This window comes from Amorphoplanes friuliensis DSM 7358, assembly GCF_000494755.1.
Taxonomy (GTDB): Bacteria; Actinomycetota; Actinomycetes; order Mycobacteriales; family Micromonosporaceae; genus Actinoplanes; species Actinoplanes friuliensis.
Window position 1 is genome coordinate 7,923,778 of record NC_022657.1, and the last position, 22,132, is coordinate 7,945,909.

Below are 22,132 nucleotides of genomic sequence, written 5' to 3' on the forward strand. Positions count from 1 at the left end.
CGGCCTGGCGCTGGTCGGCCCGTCGACGCCGACAAGGCCAGTGCGTAGCGCCCCATCCAGCCTGGCACTGGTCAGCGGCCGGCCGCTCGTTGCGCGATCAGATCACCGCGCCGCAGAGGACCCAACATCGGTGAAGTCGGGCCCTCGCGCCTCCGACCACACCCCAACATCGCTGAAGTTGGGCCCTCGGACCTCGAGCGACAGCCCAACATCGCTGAAGTCGGGCCCTCGAACCCCGACCACACCCCAACATCCGTGAGCCTTTTTCATCGTGTTGGTGCTGGTCACGGTGATGGCTGTGGGTCGGGTATCGATGAAGGTGAGGCTCCCGGTAAGACAGCAGTCGACCAAGATCCGATGCCCCAACCGGGAGCCTCACCATGCTGTCTTACCCCGCGACGATCTCTCTGTCCAGCCAGTCCCTGAACCACCTGACCACCCTCATCCGCCACCACCGCCGGCAACGACGGTCGCGGTGGCGGGTCCTGGCCCCGGCCCGGCAAGCCCTGCTCGCCCTGGCCCACCTGCGCAACGGCGACACCTACCACCGCCTGGCCACCGGCTTCGCCATCAGCACCAGCACCGCCTGGCGTTACGTCCGCGAAGCCATCGACCTACTCGCCGCCACCGCACCAGACCTGACCACCGCCATGACCCGGATCCGGCGGCTCTGTTTCGTGATCCTCGACGGGACCCTAATCTCGATCGACCGGGTCGCCGACGACAAGGCGTACTACTCCGGTAAACACCGCCGGCACGGCATGAACATCCAAGTCGTCGCCGACCCCGCCGGCCGGCTCATCTGGGCCTCACCTGGACTACCTGGCAGGACACATGACCTGACCGCGGCCCGCACCCACGGCCTGATCGACGCCCTGACCACCGCGGGTGTGATCACCTTCGCCGACCGCGCCTACCAAAGCGTCCAGCGTCCGTTCATCACCCCGTACAAGAAACACAAAGGCCGCAAGGTCTTCACCGCCTGGAACAAAAAATTCAACCGCGACCACGCAGCGATCCGCGCCAACGGCGAACGCGCCAACGCCACCCTCAAACAGTGGAAAATCCTGACCCAGATCCGCTGCAGCCCCGGCCGGACCACGCCTATCGTGCAGGCAATCCAGGTCCTGCACAGCGTTGAGACCGCTCAACACCCACGATGAAAAGGGCTCGCTGAGTTGGGCCCTCGCGACCTCAGCCACAGCCCAACATCGGTGAAGTTCGGCCCTCGCGATCCCGGGCCACAGCCCAACATCGCTGAAGTTGGGCCTTCGTGGGGCTCGTCCTGGCCTACATAGCGGATGTTGTGGCGATCTTGCCGTTGGCCTGCCGAAGAGTCGGAGCCTCACACCCGGTTCAGCCCGACGAGACCGTCGCGCAACCGCCGCTCTGGCTAACACGACCGTTCTAGCGCGAAGCGCGGGCCGAGCAGCGTCCGATCCGGGCCCAGCGCTGGTCGGACCGCCGGCCCGGCGGCGCCTGACAAGACCACCGCGCAGCAACCGATCAAGCTTGGCGGGAATGACGCCGCACTCCCCGGCGGCCGTATGAGGTCTAGCCGCTCGGCCTGATGAAGCCAGCTCCCACACGCGACCGCTTAGTCGACAACCGGCTCGATAGGAATGACGACTCTTCGCGCCGGTCGAACAATGGCCAACGAAGCTTCCCTATTGCTCACAACAAACGGTGACCAGCCAGTAATAGATCGGGATTCCTACCGGCAGGCGGAAAGCGCTTCCAGCTACACGCGGGCAAAGAACGCCGCGGCCGGCTCGGTCCGCAGCACACCCGGGTTGTCGCTGAGCAGAGATCACCCTCCACCGGCAGCGTTTGCCTGCTGTTAGTTGCGGGTGCGGCGTGTGTGGCGTTCCCGGGTTCGATCACCAGGTGGTCGGCTGGGCCACCGGCTTCGCAACGACGGGGCCGGTGAGGCGGCGTCGAGCTCGTGTGAGAAAACCATGCCGACAAACCTGAAAGCGAAGTCAGAAGATCGTGTACTGCTCGATCGCGAGCGTGAAGCCGTGGCCGGTCCCTGTGTCCTCGCAGCGGGTGCGTTGGCTGGTGCTGTCGCACCGAAGGTCACCGACCTGAATGGTTTCGCCGTAGTTCAGGATTTTGTCGGCGCCGAGCACCGTGTCGCCGGCGCAGGTGAACATCGGTTGCTGGGATGAGCTGTTCAGGGAGATGCTGGAGCCCCAGGCCAGATCGCAGTCGGACGGCTTGGCGGGCGGCTTCCACGACTTCTTGACGATGTCGCAGCGGGCCCCGTCCCGGTCGACGTAGCAGCCGATGTTGCCCGACGGGGACGTGAACGCGGCTGACGTTGCTGGGGCGTTGCCGAAGCCGGCGCTGGCGGTGGGCGGGTCGGGTGAGGTGGACGGGCCCGAGCAGGCGCTCAGGGCGAGCACCGACGTCAGAAGTACACGTGCCGAAACCATCACAGCCCTCCAAAGGCGGAATGATAGGTGACGTGAGCACCCGTGAGGTTCATGAGGCGTTGCCGGTCGCGTTGCGGGAGGCCGTGGACGACTTCGGGCATCATCTGGCCAGTGTTGACAACCGGTCGGCGCACACCGTGCGGGCGTACGTGGGTGATGTTGTGTCGCTGCTCGATCATGCGGCGCAGGTGGGCTGTGCGGCGCCGGCCGATCTTGATCTTGGGGTGGTGCGGGGGTGGCTGGCGCAGCGGATGAGTGATGGGGCTGCGCGCACCTCGCAGGCACGCCGGGCTGCGGCCGCGCGGACGTTCACCGCGTGGGCGCATCGGTCGGGGCTGGCGCCGGCCGACGTGGGGGCGTCGCTGGCCAGCCCCAAGGCGCATCGTGATCTTCCGTCGGTGTTGCGTGCCGATCAGGCGGCGGACCTGGTTGTCTCCACCGGCGACGCCCACGCCGTCCGGGATCGGGCGGTCCTCGAGCTGCTCTACGCAACCGGCGTACGTGTGAGCGAGCTCTGCGGCCTCGACGTCGCCGACCTGGACGAGAGCCGCCGTGTTGTCCGCGTCTTCGGCAAGGGCGCCAAGGAGCGTGTGGTTCCCTACGGCATCCCCGCTCAGAAGGCCCTCGACGAGTGGCTGCGGCACGGGCGGGCCGCCGTGGCGATCAAGGGCAGTGGTGACGCGCTCTTCCTGGGCGCGCGGGGTGGCCGGCTGCAGCAGACCGTCGTCCGGCGGATCGTGGCCGCGGCGGCGCAGGCTTCCGGGCTGCCGCACACCAGTCCGCACGATCTGCGCCACTCCGCGGCCACGCACCTGCTGGATGGCGGCGCCGACCTGCGGGCGGTGCAGGATCTGCTCGGGCACGCCTCGTTGTCGAGCACGCAGATCTACACGCATGTGTCCACCGAGCGGCTCCGGGCGGCCTTCAAGCAGGCCCATCCCCGCGCCTGACCGGAACGAGCCGTCCTGGACCCGTACGATCAGGGGGTGAGCGTCGGAGATCCGCCCCCGGCCATCCCGGGAGCGCGGCTCCTCTTCTCCCTGGATGCGGCCACCGCCTATCTCAACCACGGCTCGTTCGGCGCCGTCCCGATCGGGGTGCAGCGTGCCCAGCAGCGGCTGCGGGACGAGATCGACCGCAATCCGATGTCGTTCTTCGTGCATCCGGGGCTGACCGACCGGATCGTCCATACGCGACGGCATCTCGCGGCTTTTCTGGGTGCGGACCCGGACGGCAGCGCCCTGGTGCCGAACGTGACCGCGGCCGTCTCCCTGGTGCTGCAGTCGGTGCGGCTCACCTCCGGTGACGAGGTGCTGCTCACCGATCACGGGTACGGCGCGAACGCTTTTGCGGTGCGGCGGCAGTGCCGGCGTGACGGGGCCACGGCGCGGACGGTCGCCCTGCCGCTGGACGCAACCGACGCCGAGGTCGTCTCCCGCATCCGCAACGCGTTGCGCCCCGGCAAGACCAAGCTCCTGGTCGTCGACCAGATCACCTCCCCCACCGCCAAGGTCCTTCCGGTACGCGAGATCGCCGCGGCCGCCCGTGAGCACGACATCCCCGTGCTCGTCGACGCGGCGCACGTGCCGGGGATGCTCGACGTCGACGTGGAGCGGATCGGCGCCGATTTCTGGGTGGGGAACCTGCACAAGTGGGCCTTCGCCCCCCGGAGCACCGCGCTGCTGGCGGTGGCGCCGGCCTGGCGCCGCCGCATCGAGCCGCTGATCGTCTCGTGGGAGCAGGAGTCGGGTTTCCCGATGGCGGTGGAGTTCCAGGGGACGATCGATTACACGCCGTGGCTCGCCGCACCCGCCGGCCTCTTCACCCTGCGCACTCTCGGGCTCGACACGGTCCGGGCGCACAACGCGGCCCTGGCGGCGTACGGGCAGAGGGTTGTCGGTGAGAGCCTCGGTCTCGCGCCGACCGACCTGCCGGACCCGGGCGCGGCCGAGGCGTCCATGCGGATCCTGCCGTTGCCGAGCGGGCTCGCCACCACGCAGCCGGAGGCGCACGCGCTGCGGCAGATGGTCGCCGACAAGCTGGCCACCGAGGTGGCGATCAACGCCTGGGGCGGTCGTGGCTGGCTCCGGCTGAGCGCGCAGGTCTACAACCGCCCGGACGAGTTCGAGAACCTCGCGGAACGCCTGCCGCCCCTGCTCGCCGGGCTGCGCTGACCCGGCCGTCATAGCGGGCGCAGTCGGACACGGCCGAGGCCCAGCAGGGTGAGCGGGTCAAGATATTCGGTGCCGCGGCGCAGGCCCCAGTGCAGGCAGGCGGCCGCGGGACAGCCCGGATGGGCCGCTTCGAGGGTCCCGAGCGCGTCACCGGCCGCCACCGCATCGCCCGGTTGGAGATCAGCCGCGGTGACCGGCTCGTAGGTGGTCCGCAGACCGCCGGGATGCGCGACGCTGACCACGCCCCGCCCGGCCACCGTCCCGGCAAAAACGATCGTGCCGGCGCCCGATGCCCCCACCGGGACGCCCGGAGCCGCGGCCAGGTCGACACCACGATGGCCGGCCAGCCAGGGCTGCGGCGGCGGATCGAAGCGCCGGACCACAGCAGCCCCGGCCACGGGCCACCGAAAAGCAGAAAGCGGCACGCCGGCCGACGGCCGAGCAGAAGCCGAAGCCGGCAGGCCAGGCGAAGGCAGGCCGAGAGCCGGAGCACCGAGGAGGATCAGCAGGGCCGGGAGCAGCAAATGCATGCCGGCATCGTGCTCTGATCCAGGGACGGCCGCGACCCGCCCTGTGGATAACTCAGCTGCCGCCGAAGCCGGCCTCATCGGGCAACGAGATGTCCGGCTTCTCGAGCTCCTCCACGTTGACGTCCTTGAAGGTCATCACGCGGACGTTCTTGACGAAGCGGGCCGGGCGGTACATGTCCCAGACCCAGGCGTCGTGCATCTCGACCTCGAAGTACACCTCGCCGTCGGAGTTGCGCACGTGCAGGTCGACCTGGTTCGCCAGGTAGAACCGGCGCTCCGTCTCCACAACGTACGAGAACTGTCGGACGATGTCGCGGTACTCCCGGTAGAGCTGCAGCTCCATCTCGGTCTCGTACTTCTCGAGATCCTCTGCGCTCATCGCTTCTCGCCCTCCATGGCCTCATCTTCCCCCACCGGCACCGGCGGCCGAGGCTGCTCGCCCGACGCCACGCCGACCGTACCCTCAACCGCTGGCCACAGCATCAGCGGCTCGGCAGTGTCGGCGGGCAGATTCGCCGGGCGGCGGGCCCGGGGCGGGCGATTGCCGCGTCCGGAGACCGCCGCGACGTTCACGTACGAGAAGCGGTGCTCGGCGCAGGGCCCGTGGCGGGTCAGCGCCGCGCTGTGCTCGTCGGTGATGTAACCCTTGTGCACGGCGAAGCCGTAGTCCGGGAACCGGCCGTCGAGCTCGACCATCAGGCGGTCCCGGGTGACCTTGGCGAGCACGCTGGCCGCCGCCACGCAGGCCGCGACACGGTCGCCTTTCCAGACGGCGAGTCCGGGTGCGCCGAGACCGTCGACCGGGAATCCGTCGGTGAGGACGTACTCGGGGCGGGTGGTCAGTGACGCGAGCGCGCGGCGCATCGCGGCGAGGTTGCAGACGTGGAGGCCGCGACCGTCGACCTCCGCGGGCGGGATGATCACGACGGACCAGGCCAGCGCGCGGGCGACCACCTCGGCGTAGACGCGTTCACGGGCGGCCGCGGTGAGCAGCTTGGAGTCGGCCAGCTCGTCGATCTCGCCGCGCTTGCCCTCGGGGAGGATCGCGGCGGCGGCCACGAGCGGCCCGGCGCACGCGCCACGGCCCGCCTCGTCGGCGCCGGCGACGTGCCGGAAGCCGCGGCGTTGCAGGGCGCGCTCGAGGGCGTAGAGGCCGCCTTCGCGTCGCACGACCGTCCGGGGTGGGCTCAGCATCAGACGACCCGCCGCAGCAGATCGGCGAGGCCGAGGGGGAAGATCTGCTCGGTCGTGGCGTCGAGCTCGGGGGCGGACCACCAGCGGTGCTCGGTGATGGTGCGCCGCTCGTCGTCGTCGAAGCCGGCGGTGTCGACCTGCCAGTCCGGCACGCGGAACAGGAAGAAGTCCTGCTCCTGGCGATATTGCCGGTTGTTGTAGCTGAACTCGGTGATCTCGTGGAACACCGGCTCGCCGAGAGCGCTCGGCTCGACCTTCAGCCCGGTCTCCTCGTGGAGCTCACGGGCCGCACCCTGCACGGGCGTCTCACCCTCGGCCAGGCCGCCGCCGGGGGTGAACCACCAACGCTCCCCCGGCCGGGCCGGATCGCTGCCCCGCAGCAGGAGAGCACGCTCGGCGGCGTCGATGAGGAGCACCCGTGCGGCCCGCCGGTCGATGAACGTCACGCCCCCAGCCTATTGCGCCAGTGGTCGATCTTGATCCCGGGTCAGTTGGCCGGGGCGGCGTTCGGGACGCCGTCGAATCCCTTGGGCACCGAGAGCCAGGTCGCCCGGCCGATGGGCCAGAAGATCGTGAACGCCCGGCCGACGATCGACTCGGACTCGATCGTCGCGGCCTGGATGTCCTCGGTCTGCTCCCAGTGCTCCAGGGAGTCGCCGGAGGCGGACCGGTGGTCACCCATGACCCAGAGGCGCCCGGCCGGCACGGTGATGTCGAACTTCTCGTCGGCAGCCGGGTCCTGCTTACCGTCGGCGTCCTTGTAGATGTACGGCTCGTCCAGCGAGTGGCCGTTGACGATCAGGCGTTCCTGGTCGTCGCAGCAGACCAGGTGGTCGCCGCCGACGCCGATGATGCGCTTGATGAAGTCCTCGCCCTCGGTGCCGCTCTGCCAGTCGGTCGGGGCCTTGAAGACCACGATCTCGCCCCGGCGGGGGTCCCGGAAGTCGTAAACGAGCTTGTTGACCAGCACCCTGTCCCAGACGTTGAGCGTGTGCTCCATCGAGGGCGACGGGATGTAGAAGGTCTGCAGAACGAACGCCCGCACCAGGACGGCGACGAGGATCGCCACACCCAGCAGGATCGGCAGCTCGCGCCAGAACGATCCCTTGCGCTTCTCTTCGGCTTGCTCGTCAATCACGAACGGAGCCTACGTCGCCGCAGCCGCAACCACAGTCCGGAACGCGCGGATACGCCGACACTTAAGAGGAACGGCAGCATAACGGCAACGGTGCCGGGATCCGGCTCACGAGCCGGATAAACACCCGCCGGGGCGGCCGCGACGGGGTGGGCCTCGCCGTAGGCCTTCCAGTTGTCGGGGACGGAGAGGCTGGTGAAGTGCTTGGTCGGCCAGACCACGACGAAGGCGCGGCCGATGATGTTGTCGATCGGGACCGGCCCCTGGCAGCGGGCGTCCTGGGACACCATGCGGTGGTCGCCCATGACGAACATCTCACCCGCGGGGATGGTCACCTCGGCGAAGCGGCGGCTGGTGCACTGGCGCGGGTTGGGCGGGGCCTCGAGGGGTGAATTCTCGAAGATGTACGGCTCGTCGATCGGCTCGCCGTTGACCGTGATCCGGCCCTGATCGTCGCAGCAGGCGACCTTGTCACCCGGCAGACCGATCACCCGTTTGATGAAGTCACGTTCGCCCGGACGGCTGACACCGACGAGGTCGCCGATCGTGCGGCCGAGCTTGGCGCCGAAGGTGTTGCTGACCGGATCGAGCGGCTGCTCGGGCGCCCAGTTGTCGGTGCCGCGGAAGACGACGATCTCGCCCCGCAGCGGGTCACGCATGTCGTAGACGACCTTGTTGACCAGGACGCGGTCCTTGATCGCGAGGGTGTTCTCCATCGAGCCGGACGGGATGTAGAACGCCTGCACCAGGAACGTGCGGATCAGCACGGCGAGGCAGAACGCGACCACAAGAAGCAGCGGCAACTCCTGCCAGAGGGGCATCTCCTTGCGGCGGATCACCCGCCCGCGGCGACGCCCGGAGGAGGAGGCTCGATACCCCTGCATCGGTTCCACGCTACGCATCTCCCGCCGCCGTCCGGTGAGCCGCCCCGGATACAGCACTACCGCCCGGGATCCCCCGTGAGGGACGTGTCGGGCGGTAGTGCGAATGGTCCACCGGCGCGGCGACTACCGCGCTGGCACTGATTCCCATCCGTCACTGGCGTAAGCGTAATGCGCTCGCGCAGTAAACGTCAGTCCGAGTGAATACGGCCCGGACCGCTAGGGGGTTCAGCTGACGGTCTGCTTCTCGCGGAGCTCCTTGATCTTGGCCTTCTTGCCACGGAGCTCGCGGAGGTAGTAGAGCTTGGCGCGTCGCACATCACCGCGGGTCACGACCTCGATGCGGTCGAGCTGCGGGCTGTTGATGGGGTAGGTCCGCTCGACACCGACGCCGAAGCTGATCTTCCGGACCTTGAAGGTCTCGCGCAGCCCGCCACCCTGGCGGCTGATCACGACGCCCTGGAAGACCTGGACACGGGAACGGTTGCCCTCGACGACCCGGACGTGCACCTTGACGGTGTCACCGGCCCGGAAGTCAGGGATGTCGGTGCGCCGCGACTGGGCGTCGAGTGCGTCCAGCGTGTTCATTGGCTGCATCCTCGTGTGCTCAAAGCGCACCGGGAGTTCGATGCGCGATTGGGTGATTCTGACCCCCAGCGGAGTGCTGGTGATCCTCGCCCGTCCTCCACGGCGTGGACGACGAACGGCAACCTCACTACTTTGCCACACCCGGGGGCGTGATCTGAAATCCGGCCTCGTCCAGCGCCGCCCGGTCCTTCTTGTCGAGCTGCTCACCCGGGTAGGCCGCGAACATGTCCGGGCGCCGGGTGGCCGTCCTGACCAGGGATTCCGTACGCCTCCAGCGCGCGATCCGCCCGTGGTCGCCGGACCGCAGCACCTCGGGCACCGCCCGGTCCCGCCAGACGGCCGGCTTGGTGTAGACGGGCGCCTCCAGCAGCCCGGCGGCGTGCGACTCCTCGGTCAGCGAGTCGGCGTTGCCGAGCACCCCGGGCAGCAGTCGGGTGATCGCTTCCATGATCACGATGACCGCGACCTCACCGCCGAAGAGCACGTAGTCGCCGAGCGAGACCTCCCGGACCGGCATGCGGTCGGCGGCGTCCTCGAGCACCCGCTGGTCGATGCCCTCGTACCGGCCGCAGGCGAAGATCAGGTGCGGCAGTGCGGCCAGCTCGTGCGCGGCGGCCTGGGTGAACGGCTTCCCGACCGGTGACGGCACGACCAGCACCGACTCGGGGCGGGCCACAGCGTCGAACGCGGCCGCCCACGGCTCCGGACGCATCACCATGCCCGGGCCGCCGCCGTACGGGCTGTCGTCGACCGTGCGGTGCACGTCGGAGGTCCAGGTACGCAGATCGTGCACGGCCAGGTCGAGGAGCCCGGAGCCCCGCGCCTTGCCGATCAGCGACAGGTCCAGCGGGGCGAAGTAGTCCGGGAAGATCGAGACGATGTCGACGCGCACAGGCAGGCCTTTACAGGTCGAGCAGGCCCTCGGGCAGGTCGACGATCACGCGGGCACCGGCCAGGTCGACCGTGGGCACCATCTGGCTGACGAAGGGGATGAGCGCTGTCCCGCCCCCGGCCTTCTCGAGGACGATGAGGTCGGACGCCGGCGCGTGGTCGATCCGGCCGACCGTGCCGAGCACCGAACCGTCCACCGACACCACGCTGAGCCCGACCAGCTGATGATCGAGGAACTCGTCGGGATCGTCGGGAGCGGTCACCGAGGAGCTGTCGACCTGCAGCAGCACACCACGCAGCGCCTCGGCGGTGTTGCGGTCGAGAACACCCTCGAACTGGGCGATGACCTTGCCCTGGTGGAAGCGCGCGGCTTCCAGAGTGAGCTTGTCCGGCACGCGGTAGGGAACTCCGGCGGCAGCGGCACCCGCCGGACCGGCGCTCACCCGGCGGTCCCGGGGGACTTCCGTCGTGAACGCCGACCCGGCGGCAAATCTCGCCTCTGGATCATCGGTGCGCACGGTCACCAGCACTTCCCCACGGATGCCGTGGGGTTTACCGATCTGACCGACGACCAGCAGCATCAGCGCGGCACTCAGTACGCGTCGACGATGTCGACGCGGATGCCGCGCCCACCGATCGACCCGATGACCTGACGCAGCGCCTTGGCCGTGCGCCCGCCCCGCCCGATGACCGTTCCCAGGTCCTCGGGGTGGACGCGCACCTCGAGCCGCTTACCGCGGCGCGAGTCGACCAGCCGGACCCGGACGTCGTCCGGGTTGTCGACGATGCCCTTGACGAGGTGCTCCAGCGCGGGCCGGAGCGCCCCGTCAGTTCGCGTCGGCGCCGGCACCGGCCGGGTCCTTCGCGTCGGCGGCAACAGCCTCACGGTTCGGCTCGGCCGGGTCGACAGCCTTGGTGTCGGACGGTCGCGTCTCGGCAACCTCCGGCGCGGCCGGCGTCTTCTCGGCGGCCTTGTCAGCCTTGTCGGCCTTGGCCTCGGTCGCCTTCGCGGCCTTCTTGGCCGGCTTGGCGGCCGGAGCGTCCGCGACGCCGGCGGCAGCCTTCGCCTCGGCCTCGTAGGTCGCGGTGCGGTTCGCCTTCTCCGGCGCCATGAGCAGCGGCGGCGGGGCCGGCAGACCCTTGAACTGCTGCCAGTCGCCGGTCTTCTCGAGGATGCGCTGCACGGCCTCGCTCGGCTGCGCGCCGACCGAGAGCCAGTACTGCACACGCTCGGACTTCACCTGGATGATCGAAGGATCTTCCTTGGGCTGGTAGATGCCGACGTACTCGATGGCGCGGCCGTCGCGCTTGGTGCGCGAGTCGGCGACGACGATGCGGTACTGCGGGTTGCGGATCTTGCCCATCCGCAGGAGCCGGATCTTAACGGCCACGGTTCTCTTCGCTCCTGATAACAATGACGACCGGCCTAGCAGAGCCGGTGCGTGAGGTCGAGCCGCCGGGACCGCGTGGGGAATGCGGGACCGTTGCCTCATGGACTGGCAACGCGCTCAGGGTTAGAGGGCGCCTCACGCGTGCCGGATACCAGCGGTCCATTCTGCCAGATGCTCTGCCGCCTAGCCCAACCGGCCCGAGAAAGAGCAAATGCCAGATCCGGATCAAGGTCATGTCGTGCCTGCGTGCATGGCACTGATCGTCGCTCCCGCCGAGACCGGGCGCGGGCGGCCAATCGCCTGGCGGCTCATGAGCGGCCACCCGCACCCTGCCTGCTGATTGCATGGCCAGAAGCGTCAGGACAGGCGCTTCAGGGTGGCGCGGATCACTTCGTTGAGGGTCGAGTAGGCCGCGGTCGGGAAGCGGGACTGCCAGTTGGGGTTGCCGGCGGGGACGGCGATCTCCATGGTGATCAGCAGGTTGGAGTCGGCGACGGTCACCTGGAAGCGCGGTGGGTTGGTCGCCGGGTCGTGGTAGCCGAAGGAGCTGTCGGTGAGGTCCCGGCGGTTGGGGCGGTCGGTGACCGTCCGCGCCACGTCGTCACGGCGCATCGCGTACTGGACGTCGGCCACCGCACCGTTGGGGTAGTGGGTGAAGGTGATCACGGCGGCGACCCGGGGAGTGCCGTCGGATTCGGCGGCCGTGATGCGGCAGTACTGCTGGTCACCGACTGGGGGGACACCGTCGTCGACCTTCGTGGCGGGGCCGATCGGGGTGGCCAGGCCGGCCGAGAGCGGGCCGACGTCGACGGCCGGGCAGAAGTCCGCGCGCTCGGCGTAACGGGCGCCGAAAATGCTCTGGTACTGCTGGTAGGCGACGCCTGCGCCGGCCAGGACGACGACCAGGGCGAGCCAGGAGGCGAAGCGGCCGGGCTTGCGGGGCGGCGGGTCCCACTCGGGGTAGGGCACGGAGATCGCAGCGACTGGGGTCTCGGTCACCGCGGCAGAGTACGGAAGATCGGCAGTTCGCCGCTGCCCCGTTCCTCAGCGGGGAACGGGCGGGCGGTCCCAGCCGGGCGGGACCTCGGCGAACGGCGACCAGGCGGGGTCGGGCCGGAAGTCCGTCCAGGTGCCGTCGAAGGGGAACTCCCCCGCCTCGATCTGCTTGATCACCCGCAGTCCCTCGTCCCGGACGGCGGTCTCGTCCCGCACCCAGTAGTGCTCCGGGAGGGCGAGGCGTTCGGTGAACTCGTCCTCGTCCTTCCACACCCACGACCGGTCGGGCCGGACCACGATGTCGAGGTCCTGGTCGATCACGTCGACGCCCGCGATGTGCCCGTCGTCCCAGCGCAGCGCGCGGTCCTCGAGGTTGACGTACCAGTTGGTGAAGGTGCCGGCGTCGTCACGGAAGAACCAGACCGAGTGGTCGGCGTCCGGCGGGATGAACTTGAGCAGGCCCGGCCCCTGCCAGGTCACCGGGACGACCTCGGTGGGCAGACCGACCCACTCGGTGAACGGCATGTCCCGGATGCCGCGGCCGTCCTCCGCCACCTCGACGAGCACCGCCGAGCCGCGGGCCAGCCAGAGCAGCAGCCCGCGGTTGTCGTCGCTGACCACCCGGCACGGTCGCACGGACGCGAGCCGGGGGCCGTCGATGTTGCGGTAGAGGACCTCGCGGCCCGGTGCGAACCTCACGGTCAGTACGAACGCGCCAGGATCGCGACCAGGTTCGGCTCGTCGTCGGTGTCGGGCATCGACCCGTCCTCGCGGAACAGGCAACGCACGGTCACCGCCTTGCCGTTTGCCTCAGCCTCACCGTCGGTGCCGACCGCCGACCACGGAACGCGTGCCCAGCCGGTCTGCGCGGCCTCGATCGCGTCACCGAGCGTCTTGACGTCCACGGTGTTCGCCTCGCGGAAGGTCAGCGCGTCGTCGTACATGCGCTGCTGGTCGGCCTTGAGGGCACTGACCACGTCGGCGACGACGTCACCCAGGGCGATCGGCGACTTGGTGCCGTCGATGCGCCGGGCCACCACGGCGTTGCCGGCGGCGAGGTCACGCGGGCCGACCTCGATGCGTACCGGAATGCCCTGGAGCTCGGCGTCGACGGCCCGGCGGCCGAACGGGATGTCGGCGCGGTCGTCGAGCTTGACGCGGACGCCGGCCGCCTTGAGCTCGTCGCGGAGGTTGGCCGCCGCCTCGACGACACCCTCGCCGGCCTTGATCACCATGACCTGGGCCTGGATCGGCGCGATCCGCGGCGGCAGGCGCAGGCCGTTGTCGTCGCCGTGCACCATGATCAGGCCACCCATCATCCGGGTGGAGGTGCCCCACGACGTCGTCCACGCGTGCTCGACCTTGCCCGCCGAGGACGAGTAGGTGATGTCGAACGCCTTGGCGAAGTTCTGCCCGAGCTCGTGCGACGTGCCCATCTGCAGCGCCTTGGTGTCGCCCATCATGGCCTCGACGGTCATGGTGTTGGTGGCGCCGGCGAACCGCTCACCCTTGGTCTTGCGGCCCGGCACGACCGGGATGGCCAGCATGTTGACCATGAACTCTTCGTAGACCGTCTTGTGGATCTCACGCGCGTAGCGGCGGGCGTCCTCTTCGGTGGCGTGGGCCGTGTGACCCTCCTGCCAGAGGAACTCGGTGGTCCGCAGGAACGTCCGCGGGCGCAGCTCCCAGCGGACGATGTTGGCCCACTGGTTGAGCAGCAGCGGCAGGTCCCGGTAGGAGTCGACCCACTTGGCCATGAACTCACCGATGACGGTCTCGCTGGTGGGACGCACGACCAGCGGCTCGGCGAGCTGCTTGCCACCGGCGTGGGTGACCACGGCGAGCTCCGGGGAGAAGCCCTCCACGTGCTCGGCCTCACGGCGCAGGTAGCTCTCGGGGATGAAGAGCGGGAAGTACGCGTTCTGCGCCCCCGCCTCCTTGATCCGCAGGTCCATGTCGGCCTGCATGTGCTCCCAGATGGCGTAACCGGCCGGCCGGATCACCATCGTCCCGCGCACCGGGCCGTTGTCGGCCAGCTGGGCCTTGGCGATGAGGTCCTGGTACCAGCGGGGAAAGTCCTCCGCACGGGGAGTGAGCACGCGAGCCATGAGGCAGCATCCTAGCCGCGCCCGTCGCGCAACCACCCGGGTGGGCATCCCGTGTCCTCTGGTGAGGAAGGCGGTGGGGATGGACTTCGACGAGTTCTACCGGGACACGTCACGGCGATTACTGCGCTACGCCTACGGGCTGACCGGCGACCCGGGCGAGACGCAGGACCTGGTCCAGGAGGCGTACGCCCGGGCCTGGGAGCGCTGGCGGCGCGTCCGCGGGTACGAGAATCCGGAGGCCTGGCTGCGGCTGGTGGTCACCCGGCTCTCGTCGGACCGCTGGCGCCGCATCGGCGTCCGCCGGGCCCGGGCAGCCGCGGCGCCACCCCTGGAGGCGATGCCCGGGCCGTCCGAGGACACCGTCCTGCTCGTGCGGGCCATGCGCACGCTGCCCGTGGCGCACCGGCGAGCCCTGGCCCTGTACTACCTGCTCGACCGGTCGGTGGCGGACATCGCCGCCGAGACGGGCGCCTCGCTGGGCACCGTCAAATCCTGGCTGTCCCGCGGTCGTGCGGGCCTGGCCGCGGCGCTCGGCGAACCGGAGCGCACCGAAGTCCCGGAAGGAGTCCGTAATGCCCGTTGACCTGGATGACCTGTATGCCTCGCTGGCCCGGCAGGCCGACACGGTGCCGCTGGGCGGTGCGGACTCGGCCCGCCGCCGCGGCAAGCAGCGCAGGCGCACCCGGTCGATGATCGCCGCAGCGGCCGCGGTGTGCCTGGTGGGCGGTGGTGTCGCCTGGGTGGCGCGACCCGGGCCGGAGCAGTCGCCGCCCGCGAGCAGCACCACGCTCACCGAGATCGGGTCCCCCCGCTCGCTCGGAGTGCGCTCCCCCGACGACCTGCCGGAGGTGACGATGATCGTCGAGAACATCGCCTACACCGGCTGGCGGGAGGCGAGCGGCGAGGTGAAGATCTCCGCGCTGGACCTGAGGACCGGCCGGCCCGTCTGGCCGACACGCTCGCTCGGCCGGCTCGCCGGCTTCGAGAACATCGTCGTCGTACCCGGAACCCTGCTGGTCAAGGTGCATGTCGAGGCGGGCCGCCCGCGCCCGGCCATGCATGTCTTCGACACGGCGACCGGCCGGCAGCGGCCCTACATCACCGACCCGACCGAACAGACGCTGGTGTACGGCCGGGGCACGCTGATCAACAAGATCGGGGGTACCGGGCGGTTGTGGGCGACCGACGCCGCGACCGGCCGGATCCTCTGGGACGAGACGACGACGAACGTTCCCGTCGACCGCACGATCGGCATGACGATCACCGCGAGCGGCGACGACGACCGGCCACCGGCAGCGCAGGTGACCTACTTCTCCGGCAACCGGATCCTGCAGGCGGACAAGAAGGGTCAGCTGATGATCCGGGACGCCGGCACCGGGAAGCTGCTGGAGACCAGGTCGGCCGGCAGCAACGCCCCGGAAAAACTGATCCTCCACGACTACCGGATCTACAGCGTTCAGCAGGAGCAGCCGGACCGCGTCCAGGTCATCGACCTCGACGGCGGGCCCGGTGGTGTCATCCGGCTCCCGGCCGGTCGCGAAGTGCAGGACCTGCAGCCGTGCGGCGAGGACAGGGTCTGTGTCCTGGACCGGAGCGAGGACGCCCCGGGCCGCCTGACGGTGTACCAGGGAGCGACCCGGCAGAAGATCTGGCAGGTGGAGGCACCCAAGGGCGCGACCGAGGTGTCCTCGCGCAAGGGCCGGCTCCTGGTCGGCGGCTCGGCCGTCTTCAGCGCCGGCGGTAAGCAGCTCTTCCGCGCCGAGGAGGAGGGACGCCAGTACCGCTGGCTCGACGACCAGCACCTCATCGACGTGCCGGTCTGGCAGAGCGGTCCGGTCGTCACGGTGACGGTGGCCACCGGCAGGAAGCGGGTCCTGGGCACCCTCGACCAGCCGATCGGCAGCTACTGCTCGATCGCTCCCGAGCGGCTGCTGTGCAACGAGGACGGCGAGCTGCGGCTCTACGACATCTCGGGCTGAGCTCAGCGCACGACCGCGCCCCGCAGCACGATGCGTTGCGGGGCGCGGACCACGCGCAGGTCCTGACGGGGATCGGTCTCGTAGACGACCAGGTCGGCGAGCCCGCCCTCGACCAGGCCGGGGAAACCGAGCCACTCCCGGGCCCGCCACGACGCCGCGGCCAGCACGTCGCCGGCCGGGATGCCCGCCTCGTGCAGCAGCAGCATCTCCTCGGCGGCAAGACCGTGGCGGATGCTGCCACCGGCGTCGGTGCCGACGTAGATCGGCACACCCGCCTCGTACGCGGAGGCCACCACCTGCGGGAAGCCGTCGCGGAGGGCGAGCATGTGGTCGGCGTACCCGGGGAACTTGGGCCGGGCCTGGTCGGCGATGCCACCGAAGGTCTTGATGTTGATCATCGTGGGGACCAGGGCGGTGCCGCGGCGCGCCATCTCGTCGATGAGGTCCAGGGAGAGGCCGGTGCCGTGCTCGACCGAGTCGACGCCGGCCCGCACCATCTGCGCGACACCCTCCTCGGAGAACGTGTGCACGGCGGCCCGGGCGCCGGCGGCGTGCGCGGCCTCGACGGCAGCGGCCATGGTGGCCGGATCCCAGGAGGGCGCGAGGTCGCCGACGGACCGGTCGATCCAGTCGCCGACCAGTTTCACCCAGCCGGTCCCGGCCTTGGCCTGCGCGGTGACGGTCGCGGCGACGTCGGCGGCGTCGACCTCGATGCCGATGTCCCGCAGATAACGCCGGGTCGGCGCGACGTGCCGCCCGGCCCGGACCAGCCGCGGAATGCCCGGCTCGTCGTCGAGCTCGGGATATGGATAAGGCGAACCGGCGTCCCGCAGGGCCAGCACACCGGCGTCGCGGTCGGTGTGCGCCAGCTGGCGGGCCTGGTCGAGGCTGTCGATGGGCTTCGCGCCGTACTGGATGCCCAGGTGGCAGTGCGCGTCGACGAGCCCGGGGACGATGAAACCGCCGTCACTGATGGTCTCGGCGTCGGCCACGGGCTCGAGCGTGACCCGATCCCCCACGAGCCAGAGATCGCGGACCTCACCGTCGGGCAGAACCGTCCCACGCACATGCAACGCCATGCGTAAGTCCTACCCGATCACCGGCTCAGATGTCCGGCCGGGCGTCCTCACGCAGCTCGTCCCGCTCCTGTGTCCAGGCCGCCAGATCGAGCGTGACCTTCCAGGGCTGATCGATGGTGACCAGCCCTTCCGCTTGCAATTGGCAGTGGTAGGTGCCGCCAGAGCTCAGGAGGAACTGCGAGAACGTGATGCGGTCACCCAACGGATCGATGATCCAGTAGGCCGGGATGCCCGCATAGGAGTAGAGCTTCATCTTGTCCTCGCGGTCACTGACCCGCGACGACGGAGAGACGACCTCGGCAACAAGAATGACGTCGGCGGCGAGAACCGGCGTGCGGTTCGCACCTTCCCGACGCATCAGGACGACGTCGGGACGTGGCTCGTTGCGGTGGTCCACCAGGACCGACTGGTCCGTGGCGAGGTAGTAGCCGGCAGGCCAATTCGCCCGGAGCGCCAGGACTATTTCTATGCCGAGAGATTGGTGGATGGGCAACGGCGCCGGAGTCAAGGCAAGCCTTCCGTCGATCAGCTCATAAGGAAGATCCTCGGGAAGGCGTGCCACGTCGTCGACGGTCCAGTCTCGCTTGTCGGCCAGGTTCAGTGCAGCGATCATCGGCTCCTCCTCGAAGGGATCACCTGTCACCATACTAGGCACCTGACTAGTTGCTCCATGCCAATATCAGCGCTTGTCGTCGTCCGGCTTCTTGGTGAGCTTGTTGAAGTCGAGCTTGGGGAGCTTGAAGCCGGGCGGGAGCCCACCCGGTCCGCCGCCCAGTGCGCTCGGGTCCATGCCCGGGGGCAGCTGAGGCATGCCGCCCGGGAAGCCGCCGGGCATTCCACCGACGCGGGGACGGTTGCCGCCCTTCGTGCCCTTGCGCTTGTTCTTGGGGCTCTTGGTGGCCTTGCGGCGGTTGCCGCCGGGCAGGCCCATCATGCCGCCCATCTGCTTCATCATCTTCTGGGCGTCGGTGAAGCGGTTGAGCAGCTGGTTGACGTCCATGACGGTCACACCGGAGCCGTTGGCGATGCGGGCGCGGCGGGAGCCGTTGATGATCTTCGGGTTGGTGCGTTCGCCCGGGGTCATCGAGCGGATGATCGCCGTGACGCGGTCGAAGTGGCTGTCGTCGAGCTCGTCGAGCTGGCCCTTCATCTGGCCCATGCCCGGCATCATGGCCAGGACGTTGGCGATGGGGCCCATGCGGCGGACCGCGATCAGCTGGTCGAGGAAGTCCTCCAGGGTGAACTGCTCGCCTCCGAGCAGCTTGGAGGTCATCTTCTCTTTCTGGTCCTCGTCGAAGGCCTGCTCGGCCTGCTCGATGAGGGTCAGCACGTCGCCCATGCCGAGGATGCGGCTGGCCATCCGGTCGGGGTGGAAGACGTCGAAGTCCTCGAGCTTTTCACCCGTGGACGCGAAGAGGATCGGCTCGCCGGTGACGTGGCGGACCGAGAGGGCGGCACCACCGCGGGCGTCGCCGTCGAGCTTGGAGAGGACGACGCCGGTGATGCCGACGCCGTCGCGGAAGGCCTCGGCGGTGGTGACGGCGTCCTGGCCGACCATGGCGTCGATGACGAAGATGACCTCGTCGGGGTCGACCGCGTCGCGGATGTCGCGGGCCTGCTGCATCATGTCGGCGTCGATGCCGAGGCGGCCGGCGGTGTCGACGATGACGATGTCCTTCGCCGTCCGCTTGGCGTGCTCGATCGAGTCCTTCGCGACCTGGACCGGGTCGCCGACGCCGTTGCCGGGCGCGGGGGCGTAGACGTCGACACCGGCGCGGCCACCGAGGACCTGGAGCTGGTTGACGGCGTTGGGGCGCTGGAGGTCGGCCGCGACCAGGAGGACCTGGTGGTTCTGGCCCTTGAGCCAGCGCGACAGCTTGCCGGCGAGTGTCGTCTTACCGGAACCCTGGAGACCGGCCAGCATGATCACCGTGGGCGGCTGCTTGGCGAACTGCAGGCGCCGGCCCTCGCCACCGAGGACGGTGATGAGCTCGTCGTGGACGATCTTGATGATCTGCTGGGCGGGGTTGAGGGCCTGCGACACCTCGGCGCCGCGGGCCCGCTCCTTGAGGTTGGCGATGAACGACTTGACCACCGGCAGCGCGACGTCCGCCTCGAGCAGCGCAAGACGGATCTCGCGCGCGGTGGCGTCGATGTCGGCGTCGGTGAGCTTGCCCTTGCCGCGGAGCTTGGTGAAGATCCCGGAGAGGCGGTCGCTCAAGGTGTCAAACACGGCGCAACTTCCCGTTGGTCAGAGGTGAGGAGATGACCGCAAGCCTAGCCGCCCGCGGGAACGCTCACTGGTTGCGCATCCGGTACGTCTTCGCCGCTGCCTCTATCCGCCGCTGGGTGCGGGTTCCGGGGGCCAGTCCCTTCTTCGCCTTGCCGTAGAGGTAGACCCCGCCGCCGACCACGATCGCGCCGACGATCAGGTAGGCCAGTGCGCCCACGAGGACGTGCAGCAGGCTCACCGCGATCCAGCCCACCACGATCACGCCGGCGATCGTCGCCACCAGGTACGCGATTGCTTTGCCCATCTCAGCCTCCCGAGGAAAAACTTCACCGCCGTTCTCCACCATGCGCCTGCGACGCAAGCGGGCGCATCGGGGCCGACCCGTAGGGGTGGCCGTCCGCCGTTCCGCCACGCTACCTGCGCAAATCGCGTATACCGCAGATAACAGGCGCCACATCAGAGCCTTCTGCGGCACCCGTGGCGACATAGCACAGATGTCCGAAAAGCCGATATCGACCGCAACCTTCCGATGAACCGCGCCGTTGAGGCACGAGGAACCGGGCGGCTGATCAATCGGCCCCGACGACATCCGGCGGAAGGACTACGGCGTGTCTCTGCGGCGGATCCTGCGAATGGCACCCTGGGGAGTCCGGGCCCGCGTCCTGCGGTCCGTGCAGCATCGGGTGCTCCCCCGCGTCGCACCGGCCCAGCGCCTCGGCGTGGCCCGCCGGGTCGTGCACCTCTCCGCGCCACCCCGGCTGCCGCTGATGCGGACCGCCGCGGACGCGCCGGTCATGCGGGTCCGCGGCCGGCAGGGCTGGGTGACGGCCCGCCGGGACGCGACGGCGAGCCCGGCCCGCGTACGCCGCCAGAACCTCGACCGGGTCGTCACGGCACTCACCGAGGCGGGCGTCGACTGGTTCCGGATCCCCGCACGGTCCCTGCGGCACACGGCTGTGGCCGTACCGGTGGGTGACCGGGACCTGGTGGTGCGCCTGCTGGACGGGCTGACGGCCGAGGGCGCCGGTCTGCTCGAGGTGGTCCGGCCGCGGGGGCGCAAGGGCCGCAAGGGCCGGCGCACCGCGGACGTCCTGCGGGTGTGCTGGCCGGTGACCGATCCGACCGGCAGCCTGGTGCTGTCGCTCGACGTCGGGTGCGAGGTCGAGTTCTGGCGGGAGAAGGACGGCTACCTGACCGGGCCGCGCAGCAACCCGATCGCGGACGTGATCCCGGCCGACGAGCCGGTGGTCAGTGCGCCCGAGCCCGCCTTCGGGGCGTTCAGCGCGCCGGACGACACCACGCGGTACCGGACGCGGGAGATCTTCACGCTGCCCAGCCCGGACCGGATCAGCTTCCCGATCGACGTCGTCTACACCTGGGTCGACGGCGGCGACCCGGCCTGGCAGGCCCGCAAGGCGGCCGCGCTGGCCCGCAACACGTGGCTGAGCGAGGCCAGCAAACTCTCGACGAACGATTCCCGCTTCCTCAGCCGTGACGAGCTGCGGTACTCGCTGCGCGCGCTGCACTGTTTTGCGCCCTGGGTCCGGCGGATCTTCCTGGTCACCGACGATCAGGTGCCGGCCTGGCTGGACACCTCGCACCCGCAGATCACGGTGGTCAGCCACCGGGAGGTCTTCGGTGACACCGGCACGCTGCCGACCTTCAACTCGCAGGCGATCGAGTCGCGGCTGCACCGGATCCCGGGGCTCAGCGAGCACTTCCTCTATCTCAACGACGACGTCTTCCTCGGCCGTCCGGTGTCGCCGGACCTGTTCTTCACGCCGGGCGGGCTGACGCGCTTCTTCCCGTCGACGGCGCTGGTCGACTCGGCGCCGCGGCTGCCGACCGACCCGCCGGCCGACTCCGCGGGCAAGAACAACCGGGAGCTGATCCGCGAGGCGTTCGGCCGGGTGCTGACCCGCAAGATGATGCACACCCCGCACCCGTCGCGGCGCAGCGTCATCGCCGAGATCGAGGAGCGTTTCGCCGAGCACATCGACGCGACGGCCTCGCACCAGTTCCGGCACCCGGACGACGTGTCATTGCTGTCGTCGCTGCAGCAGTACTACGCCTACCTGACGGGCCGGGCGGTGCAGGGGTCGATCGACTACAAGTACGCCGACCTGGCCGCTCCGGCGACGCCGTTCAAGCTCGCGGAGCTCCTGCGGCACCGCAACCTCGACGCCTTCTGCCTCAACGACACCGATTCCGACGAGGCCCTGGCGTGCGAGCAGGCCGCGCTACTGGCCGACTTCCTGCCCGCGTACCTGCCGTTCGTCTCGCCGTTCGAGCTGGCCGTGCCGCGGCCCGCCACGGCACCGCCGGCCGTGGCCGTCACGCTGCCGGGCCGCCAGGCCGGGCGCCACGCCCATCGGCCGGCCGCACCGCCGGCCGTACCGCCGGCGGCCCCGGTCGCCGACGTCGCGCTGCCCGCGCAGCCCGACCGCGGAACCGGCGATCCGACCTCCACCACCACGCCTGTCGCTTGACCGGCGCCTGCAGAAGGAGAGCAATC

At 69.7% G+C, this 22,132-nt stretch carries 24 protein-coding genes and 1 pseudogene; 6 read left to right on the forward strand and 19 right to left on the reverse strand.

Features of this window, described 5'->3' with window-relative positions:
• Positions 1-380: 380 nt before the first annotated feature.
• Positions 381-1,163 (forward strand): IS5/IS1182 family transposase, encoded by a 783-nt coding sequence (locus AFR_RS36435; protein ID WP_023561844.1) that lies wholly within the window; start codon positions 381-383, stop codon positions 1,161-1,163.
• Between the two features lie 819 nt (positions 1,164-1,982).
• On the opposite strand, the gene AFR_RS36440 is transcribed toward AFR_RS36435, so the two are convergent.
• The gene (locus AFR_RS36440; protein WP_023561845.1) at positions 1,983-2,438 is read right to left on the reverse strand and encodes a DUF6636 domain-containing protein; all 456 of its coding nucleotides are present in this window, start codon (positions 2,436-2,438) and stop codon (positions 1,983-1,985) included.
• Between the two features lie 20 nt (positions 2,439-2,458).
• Here AFR_RS36440 and AFR_RS36445 point away from each other — a divergent pair, with 20 nt between their 5' ends.
• Both AFR_RS36445 and AFR_RS36450 read left to right on the forward strand, forming a co-directional pair.
• Entirely contained in the window at positions 2,459-3,388 is a 930-nt protein-coding gene (locus AFR_RS36445) for a tyrosine recombinase XerC (protein WP_041841408.1), read from the forward strand.
• 36 nt (positions 3,389-3,424) lie between these two features.
• Entirely contained in the window at positions 3,425-4,612 is a 1,188-nt protein-coding gene (locus tag AFR_RS36450) for an aminotransferase class V-fold PLP-dependent enzyme (RefSeq protein ID WP_023561847.1), read from the forward strand.
• An 8-nt stretch (positions 4,613-4,620) separates the two neighbouring features.
• Here the strand turns inward: AFR_RS36450 and AFR_RS36455 are convergent, their stop codons facing one another.
• The 14 genes and pseudogenes from AFR_RS36455 to proS all read right to left on the reverse strand — a co-directional run bounded on the left by AFR_RS36455 (position 4,621) and on the right by proS (position 14,326).
• A complete protein-coding gene (locus AFR_RS36455) occupies positions 4,621-5,220 on the reverse strand; it encodes a murein hydrolase activator EnvC family protein (RefSeq protein WP_084298253.1) in 600 nt (199 codons plus the stop codon).
• Positions 5,195-5,521, reverse strand: a complete 327-nt coding sequence (locus AFR_RS36460) for a DUF2469 domain-containing protein (RefSeq protein WP_023561849.1) — start codon at positions 5,519-5,521, stop codon at positions 5,195-5,197. Before AFR_RS36460 ends, AFR_RS36455 begins: the two co-directional genes overlap by 26 nt.
• The gene (locus AFR_RS36465; protein WP_023561850.1) at positions 5,518-6,336 is read right to left on the reverse strand and encodes a ribonuclease HII; all 819 of its coding nucleotides are present in this window, start codon (positions 6,334-6,336) and stop codon (positions 5,518-5,520) included. The genes AFR_RS36460 and AFR_RS36465 overlap by 4 nt, the downstream gene beginning before the upstream one ends.
• Positions 6,336-6,782 (reverse strand): NUDIX hydrolase, encoded by a 447-nt coding sequence (locus tag AFR_RS36470; RefSeq protein WP_023561851.1) that lies wholly within the window; start codon positions 6,780-6,782, stop codon positions 6,336-6,338. The genes AFR_RS36465 and AFR_RS36470 overlap by 1 nt, the downstream gene beginning before the upstream one ends.
• 41 nt (positions 6,783-6,823) lie before the next feature.
• Positions 6,824-7,474, reverse strand: coding sequence for a signal peptidase I (lepB, locus tag AFR_RS36475; protein WP_023561852.1), 651 nt, complete (start codon positions 7,472-7,474; stop codon positions 6,824-6,826).
• The gene (gene lepB, locus AFR_RS36480; RefSeq protein ID WP_438829915.1) at positions 7,471-8,364 is read right to left on the reverse strand and encodes a signal peptidase I; all 894 of its coding nucleotides are present in this window, start codon (positions 8,362-8,364) and stop codon (positions 7,471-7,473) included. The genes lepB (AFR_RS36475) and lepB (AFR_RS36480) overlap by 4 nt, the downstream gene beginning before the upstream one ends.
• 216 nt (positions 8,365-8,580) lie before the next feature.
• Entirely contained in the window at positions 8,581-8,940 is a 360-nt protein-coding gene (gene rplS / locus AFR_RS36485; RefSeq protein WP_023561854.1) for a 50S ribosomal protein L19, read from the reverse strand.
• A gap of 127 nt (positions 8,941-9,067) precedes the next feature.
• Positions 9,068-9,832, reverse strand: a complete 765-nt coding sequence (gene trmD / locus AFR_RS36490; RefSeq protein ID WP_023561855.1) for a tRNA (guanosine(37)-N1)-methyltransferase TrmD — start codon at positions 9,830-9,832, stop codon at positions 9,068-9,070.
• A gap of 10 nt (positions 9,833-9,842) precedes the next feature.
• Positions 9,843-10,409: a ribosome maturation factor RimM gene (gene rimM, locus AFR_RS36495; protein ID WP_193786396.1), complete on the reverse strand. Its 567-nt coding sequence runs from the start codon at positions 10,407-10,409 to the stop codon at positions 9,843-9,845.
• Positions 10,410-10,423: 14 nt separating this feature from the next.
• Positions 10,424-10,681: an RNA-binding protein gene (locus AFR_RS36500; protein ID WP_023561857.1), complete on the reverse strand. Its 258-nt coding sequence runs from the start codon at positions 10,679-10,681 to the stop codon at positions 10,424-10,426.
• 106 nt (positions 10,682-10,787) lie between these two features.
• Positions 10,788-11,222: pseudogene (rpsP, locus tag AFR_RS36505) on the reverse strand (30S ribosomal protein S16); the annotation flags it as partial.
• Between the two features lie 357 nt (positions 11,223-11,579).
• Entirely contained in the window at positions 11,580-12,221 is a 642-nt protein-coding gene (locus AFR_RS36510) for a hypothetical protein (RefSeq protein ID WP_023561859.1), read from the reverse strand.
• Between the two features lie 45 nt (positions 12,222-12,266).
• Positions 12,267-12,917, reverse strand: coding sequence for a ribonuclease FAU-1 family protein (locus tag AFR_RS36515; protein ID WP_023561860.1), 651 nt, complete (start codon positions 12,915-12,917; stop codon positions 12,267-12,269).
• Between the two features lie 2 nt (positions 12,918-12,919).
• Positions 12,920-14,326, reverse strand: coding sequence for a proline--tRNA ligase (gene proS / locus AFR_RS36520; RefSeq protein ID WP_023561861.1), 1,407 nt, complete (start codon positions 14,324-14,326; stop codon positions 12,920-12,922).
• 79 nt (positions 14,327-14,405) lie between these two features.
• Here proS and AFR_RS36525 point away from each other — a divergent pair, with 79 nt between their 5' ends.
• On the forward strand, positions 14,406-14,909 hold the full coding sequence (locus tag AFR_RS36525; protein ID WP_023561862.1) for a SigE family RNA polymerase sigma factor: 504 nt from the start codon (positions 14,406-14,408) through the stop codon (positions 14,907-14,909).
• The gene (locus tag AFR_RS36530) at positions 14,899-16,305 is read left to right on the forward strand and encodes an outer membrane protein assembly factor BamB family protein (RefSeq protein WP_023561863.1); all 1,407 of its coding nucleotides are present in this window, start codon (positions 14,899-14,901) and stop codon (positions 16,303-16,305) included. Before AFR_RS36525 ends, AFR_RS36530 begins: the two co-directional genes overlap by 11 nt.
• Before the next feature lie 2 nt (positions 16,306-16,307).
• Here the strand turns inward: AFR_RS36530 and AFR_RS36535 are convergent, their stop codons facing one another.
• The 4 genes from AFR_RS36535 to AFR_RS36550 all read right to left on the reverse strand — a co-directional run bounded on the left by AFR_RS36535 (position 16,308) and on the right by AFR_RS36550 (position 19,921).
• Positions 16,308-17,384, reverse strand: coding sequence for an amidohydrolase family protein (locus tag AFR_RS36535; RefSeq protein ID WP_023561864.1), 1,077 nt, complete (start codon positions 17,382-17,384; stop codon positions 16,308-16,310).
• Positions 17,385-17,409: 25 nt separating this feature from the next.
• On the reverse strand, positions 17,410-17,997 hold the full coding sequence (locus AFR_RS36540) for a Uma2 family endonuclease (protein ID WP_041843206.1): 588 nt from the start codon (positions 17,995-17,997) through the stop codon (positions 17,410-17,412).
• A 66-nt stretch (positions 17,998-18,063) separates the two neighbouring features.
• Positions 18,064-19,617, reverse strand: coding sequence for a signal recognition particle protein (ffh, locus tag AFR_RS36545; protein ID WP_023561866.1), 1,554 nt, complete (start codon positions 19,615-19,617; stop codon positions 18,064-18,066).
• A 64-nt stretch (positions 19,618-19,681) separates the two neighbouring features.
• On the reverse strand, positions 19,682-19,921 hold the full coding sequence (locus AFR_RS36550) for a hypothetical protein (RefSeq protein ID WP_023561867.1): 240 nt from the start codon (positions 19,919-19,921) through the stop codon (positions 19,682-19,684).
• Between the two features lie 304 nt (positions 19,922-20,225).
• Between AFR_RS36550 and AFR_RS36555 the strand changes: the two genes are divergently transcribed.
• Entirely contained in the window at positions 20,226-22,106 is a 1,881-nt protein-coding gene (locus AFR_RS36555) for a stealth family protein (protein WP_052359553.1), read from the forward strand.
• Positions 22,107-22,132: the final 26 nt, after the last annotated feature.

Bases quoted from the DNA above. Each gene is read 5' to 3' on its own strand.
- AFR_RS36435 (WP_023561844.1), top strand. From the start codon at position 381: ATGCTGTCTTACCCCGCGACGATCTCTCTGTCCAGCCAGTCCCTGAAC.
- AFR_RS36440 (WP_023561845.1), bottom strand. From the start codon at position 2,438: ATGGTTTCGGCACGTGTACTTCTGACGTCGGTGCTCGCCCTGAGCGCC.
- AFR_RS36445 (WP_041841408.1), top strand. From the start codon at position 2,459: ATGATAGGTGACGTGAGCACCCGTGAGGTTCATGAGGCGTTGCCGGTC.
- AFR_RS36455 (WP_084298253.1), bottom strand. From the start codon at position 5,220: ATGAGGCCGGCTTCGGCGGCAGCTGAGTTATCCACAGGGCGGGTCGCG.
- AFR_RS36460 (WP_023561849.1), bottom strand. From the start codon at position 5,521: ATGAGCGCAGAGGATCTCGAGAAGTACGAGACCGAGATGGAGCTGCAG.
- AFR_RS36465 (WP_023561850.1), bottom strand. From the start codon at position 6,336: ATGCTGAGCCCACCCCGGACGGTCGTGCGACGCGAAGGCGGCCTCTAC.
- rplS (WP_023561854.1), bottom strand. From the start codon at position 8,940: ATGAACACGCTGGACGCACTCGACGCCCAGTCGCGGCGCACCGACATC.
- proS (WP_023561861.1), bottom strand. From the start codon at position 14,326: ATGGCTCGCGTGCTCACTCCCCGTGCGGAGGACTTTCCCCGCTGGTAC.
- AFR_RS36525 (WP_023561862.1), top strand. From the start codon at position 14,406: ATGGACTTCGACGAGTTCTACCGGGACACGTCACGGCGATTACTGCGC.
- AFR_RS36530 (WP_023561863.1), top strand. From the start codon at position 14,899: ATGCCCGTTGACCTGGATGACCTGTATGCCTCGCTGGCCCGGCAGGCC.
- AFR_RS36535 (WP_023561864.1), bottom strand. From the start codon at position 17,384: ATGGCGTTGCATGTGCGTGGGACGGTTCTGCCCGACGGTGAGGTCCGC.
- AFR_RS36540 (WP_041843206.1), bottom strand. From the start codon at position 17,997: ATGATCGCTGCACTGAACCTGGCCGACAAGCGAGACTGGACCGTCGAC.
- AFR_RS36550 (WP_023561867.1), bottom strand. From the start codon at position 19,921: ATGGGCAAAGCAATCGCGTACCTGGTGGCGACGATCGCCGGCGTGATC.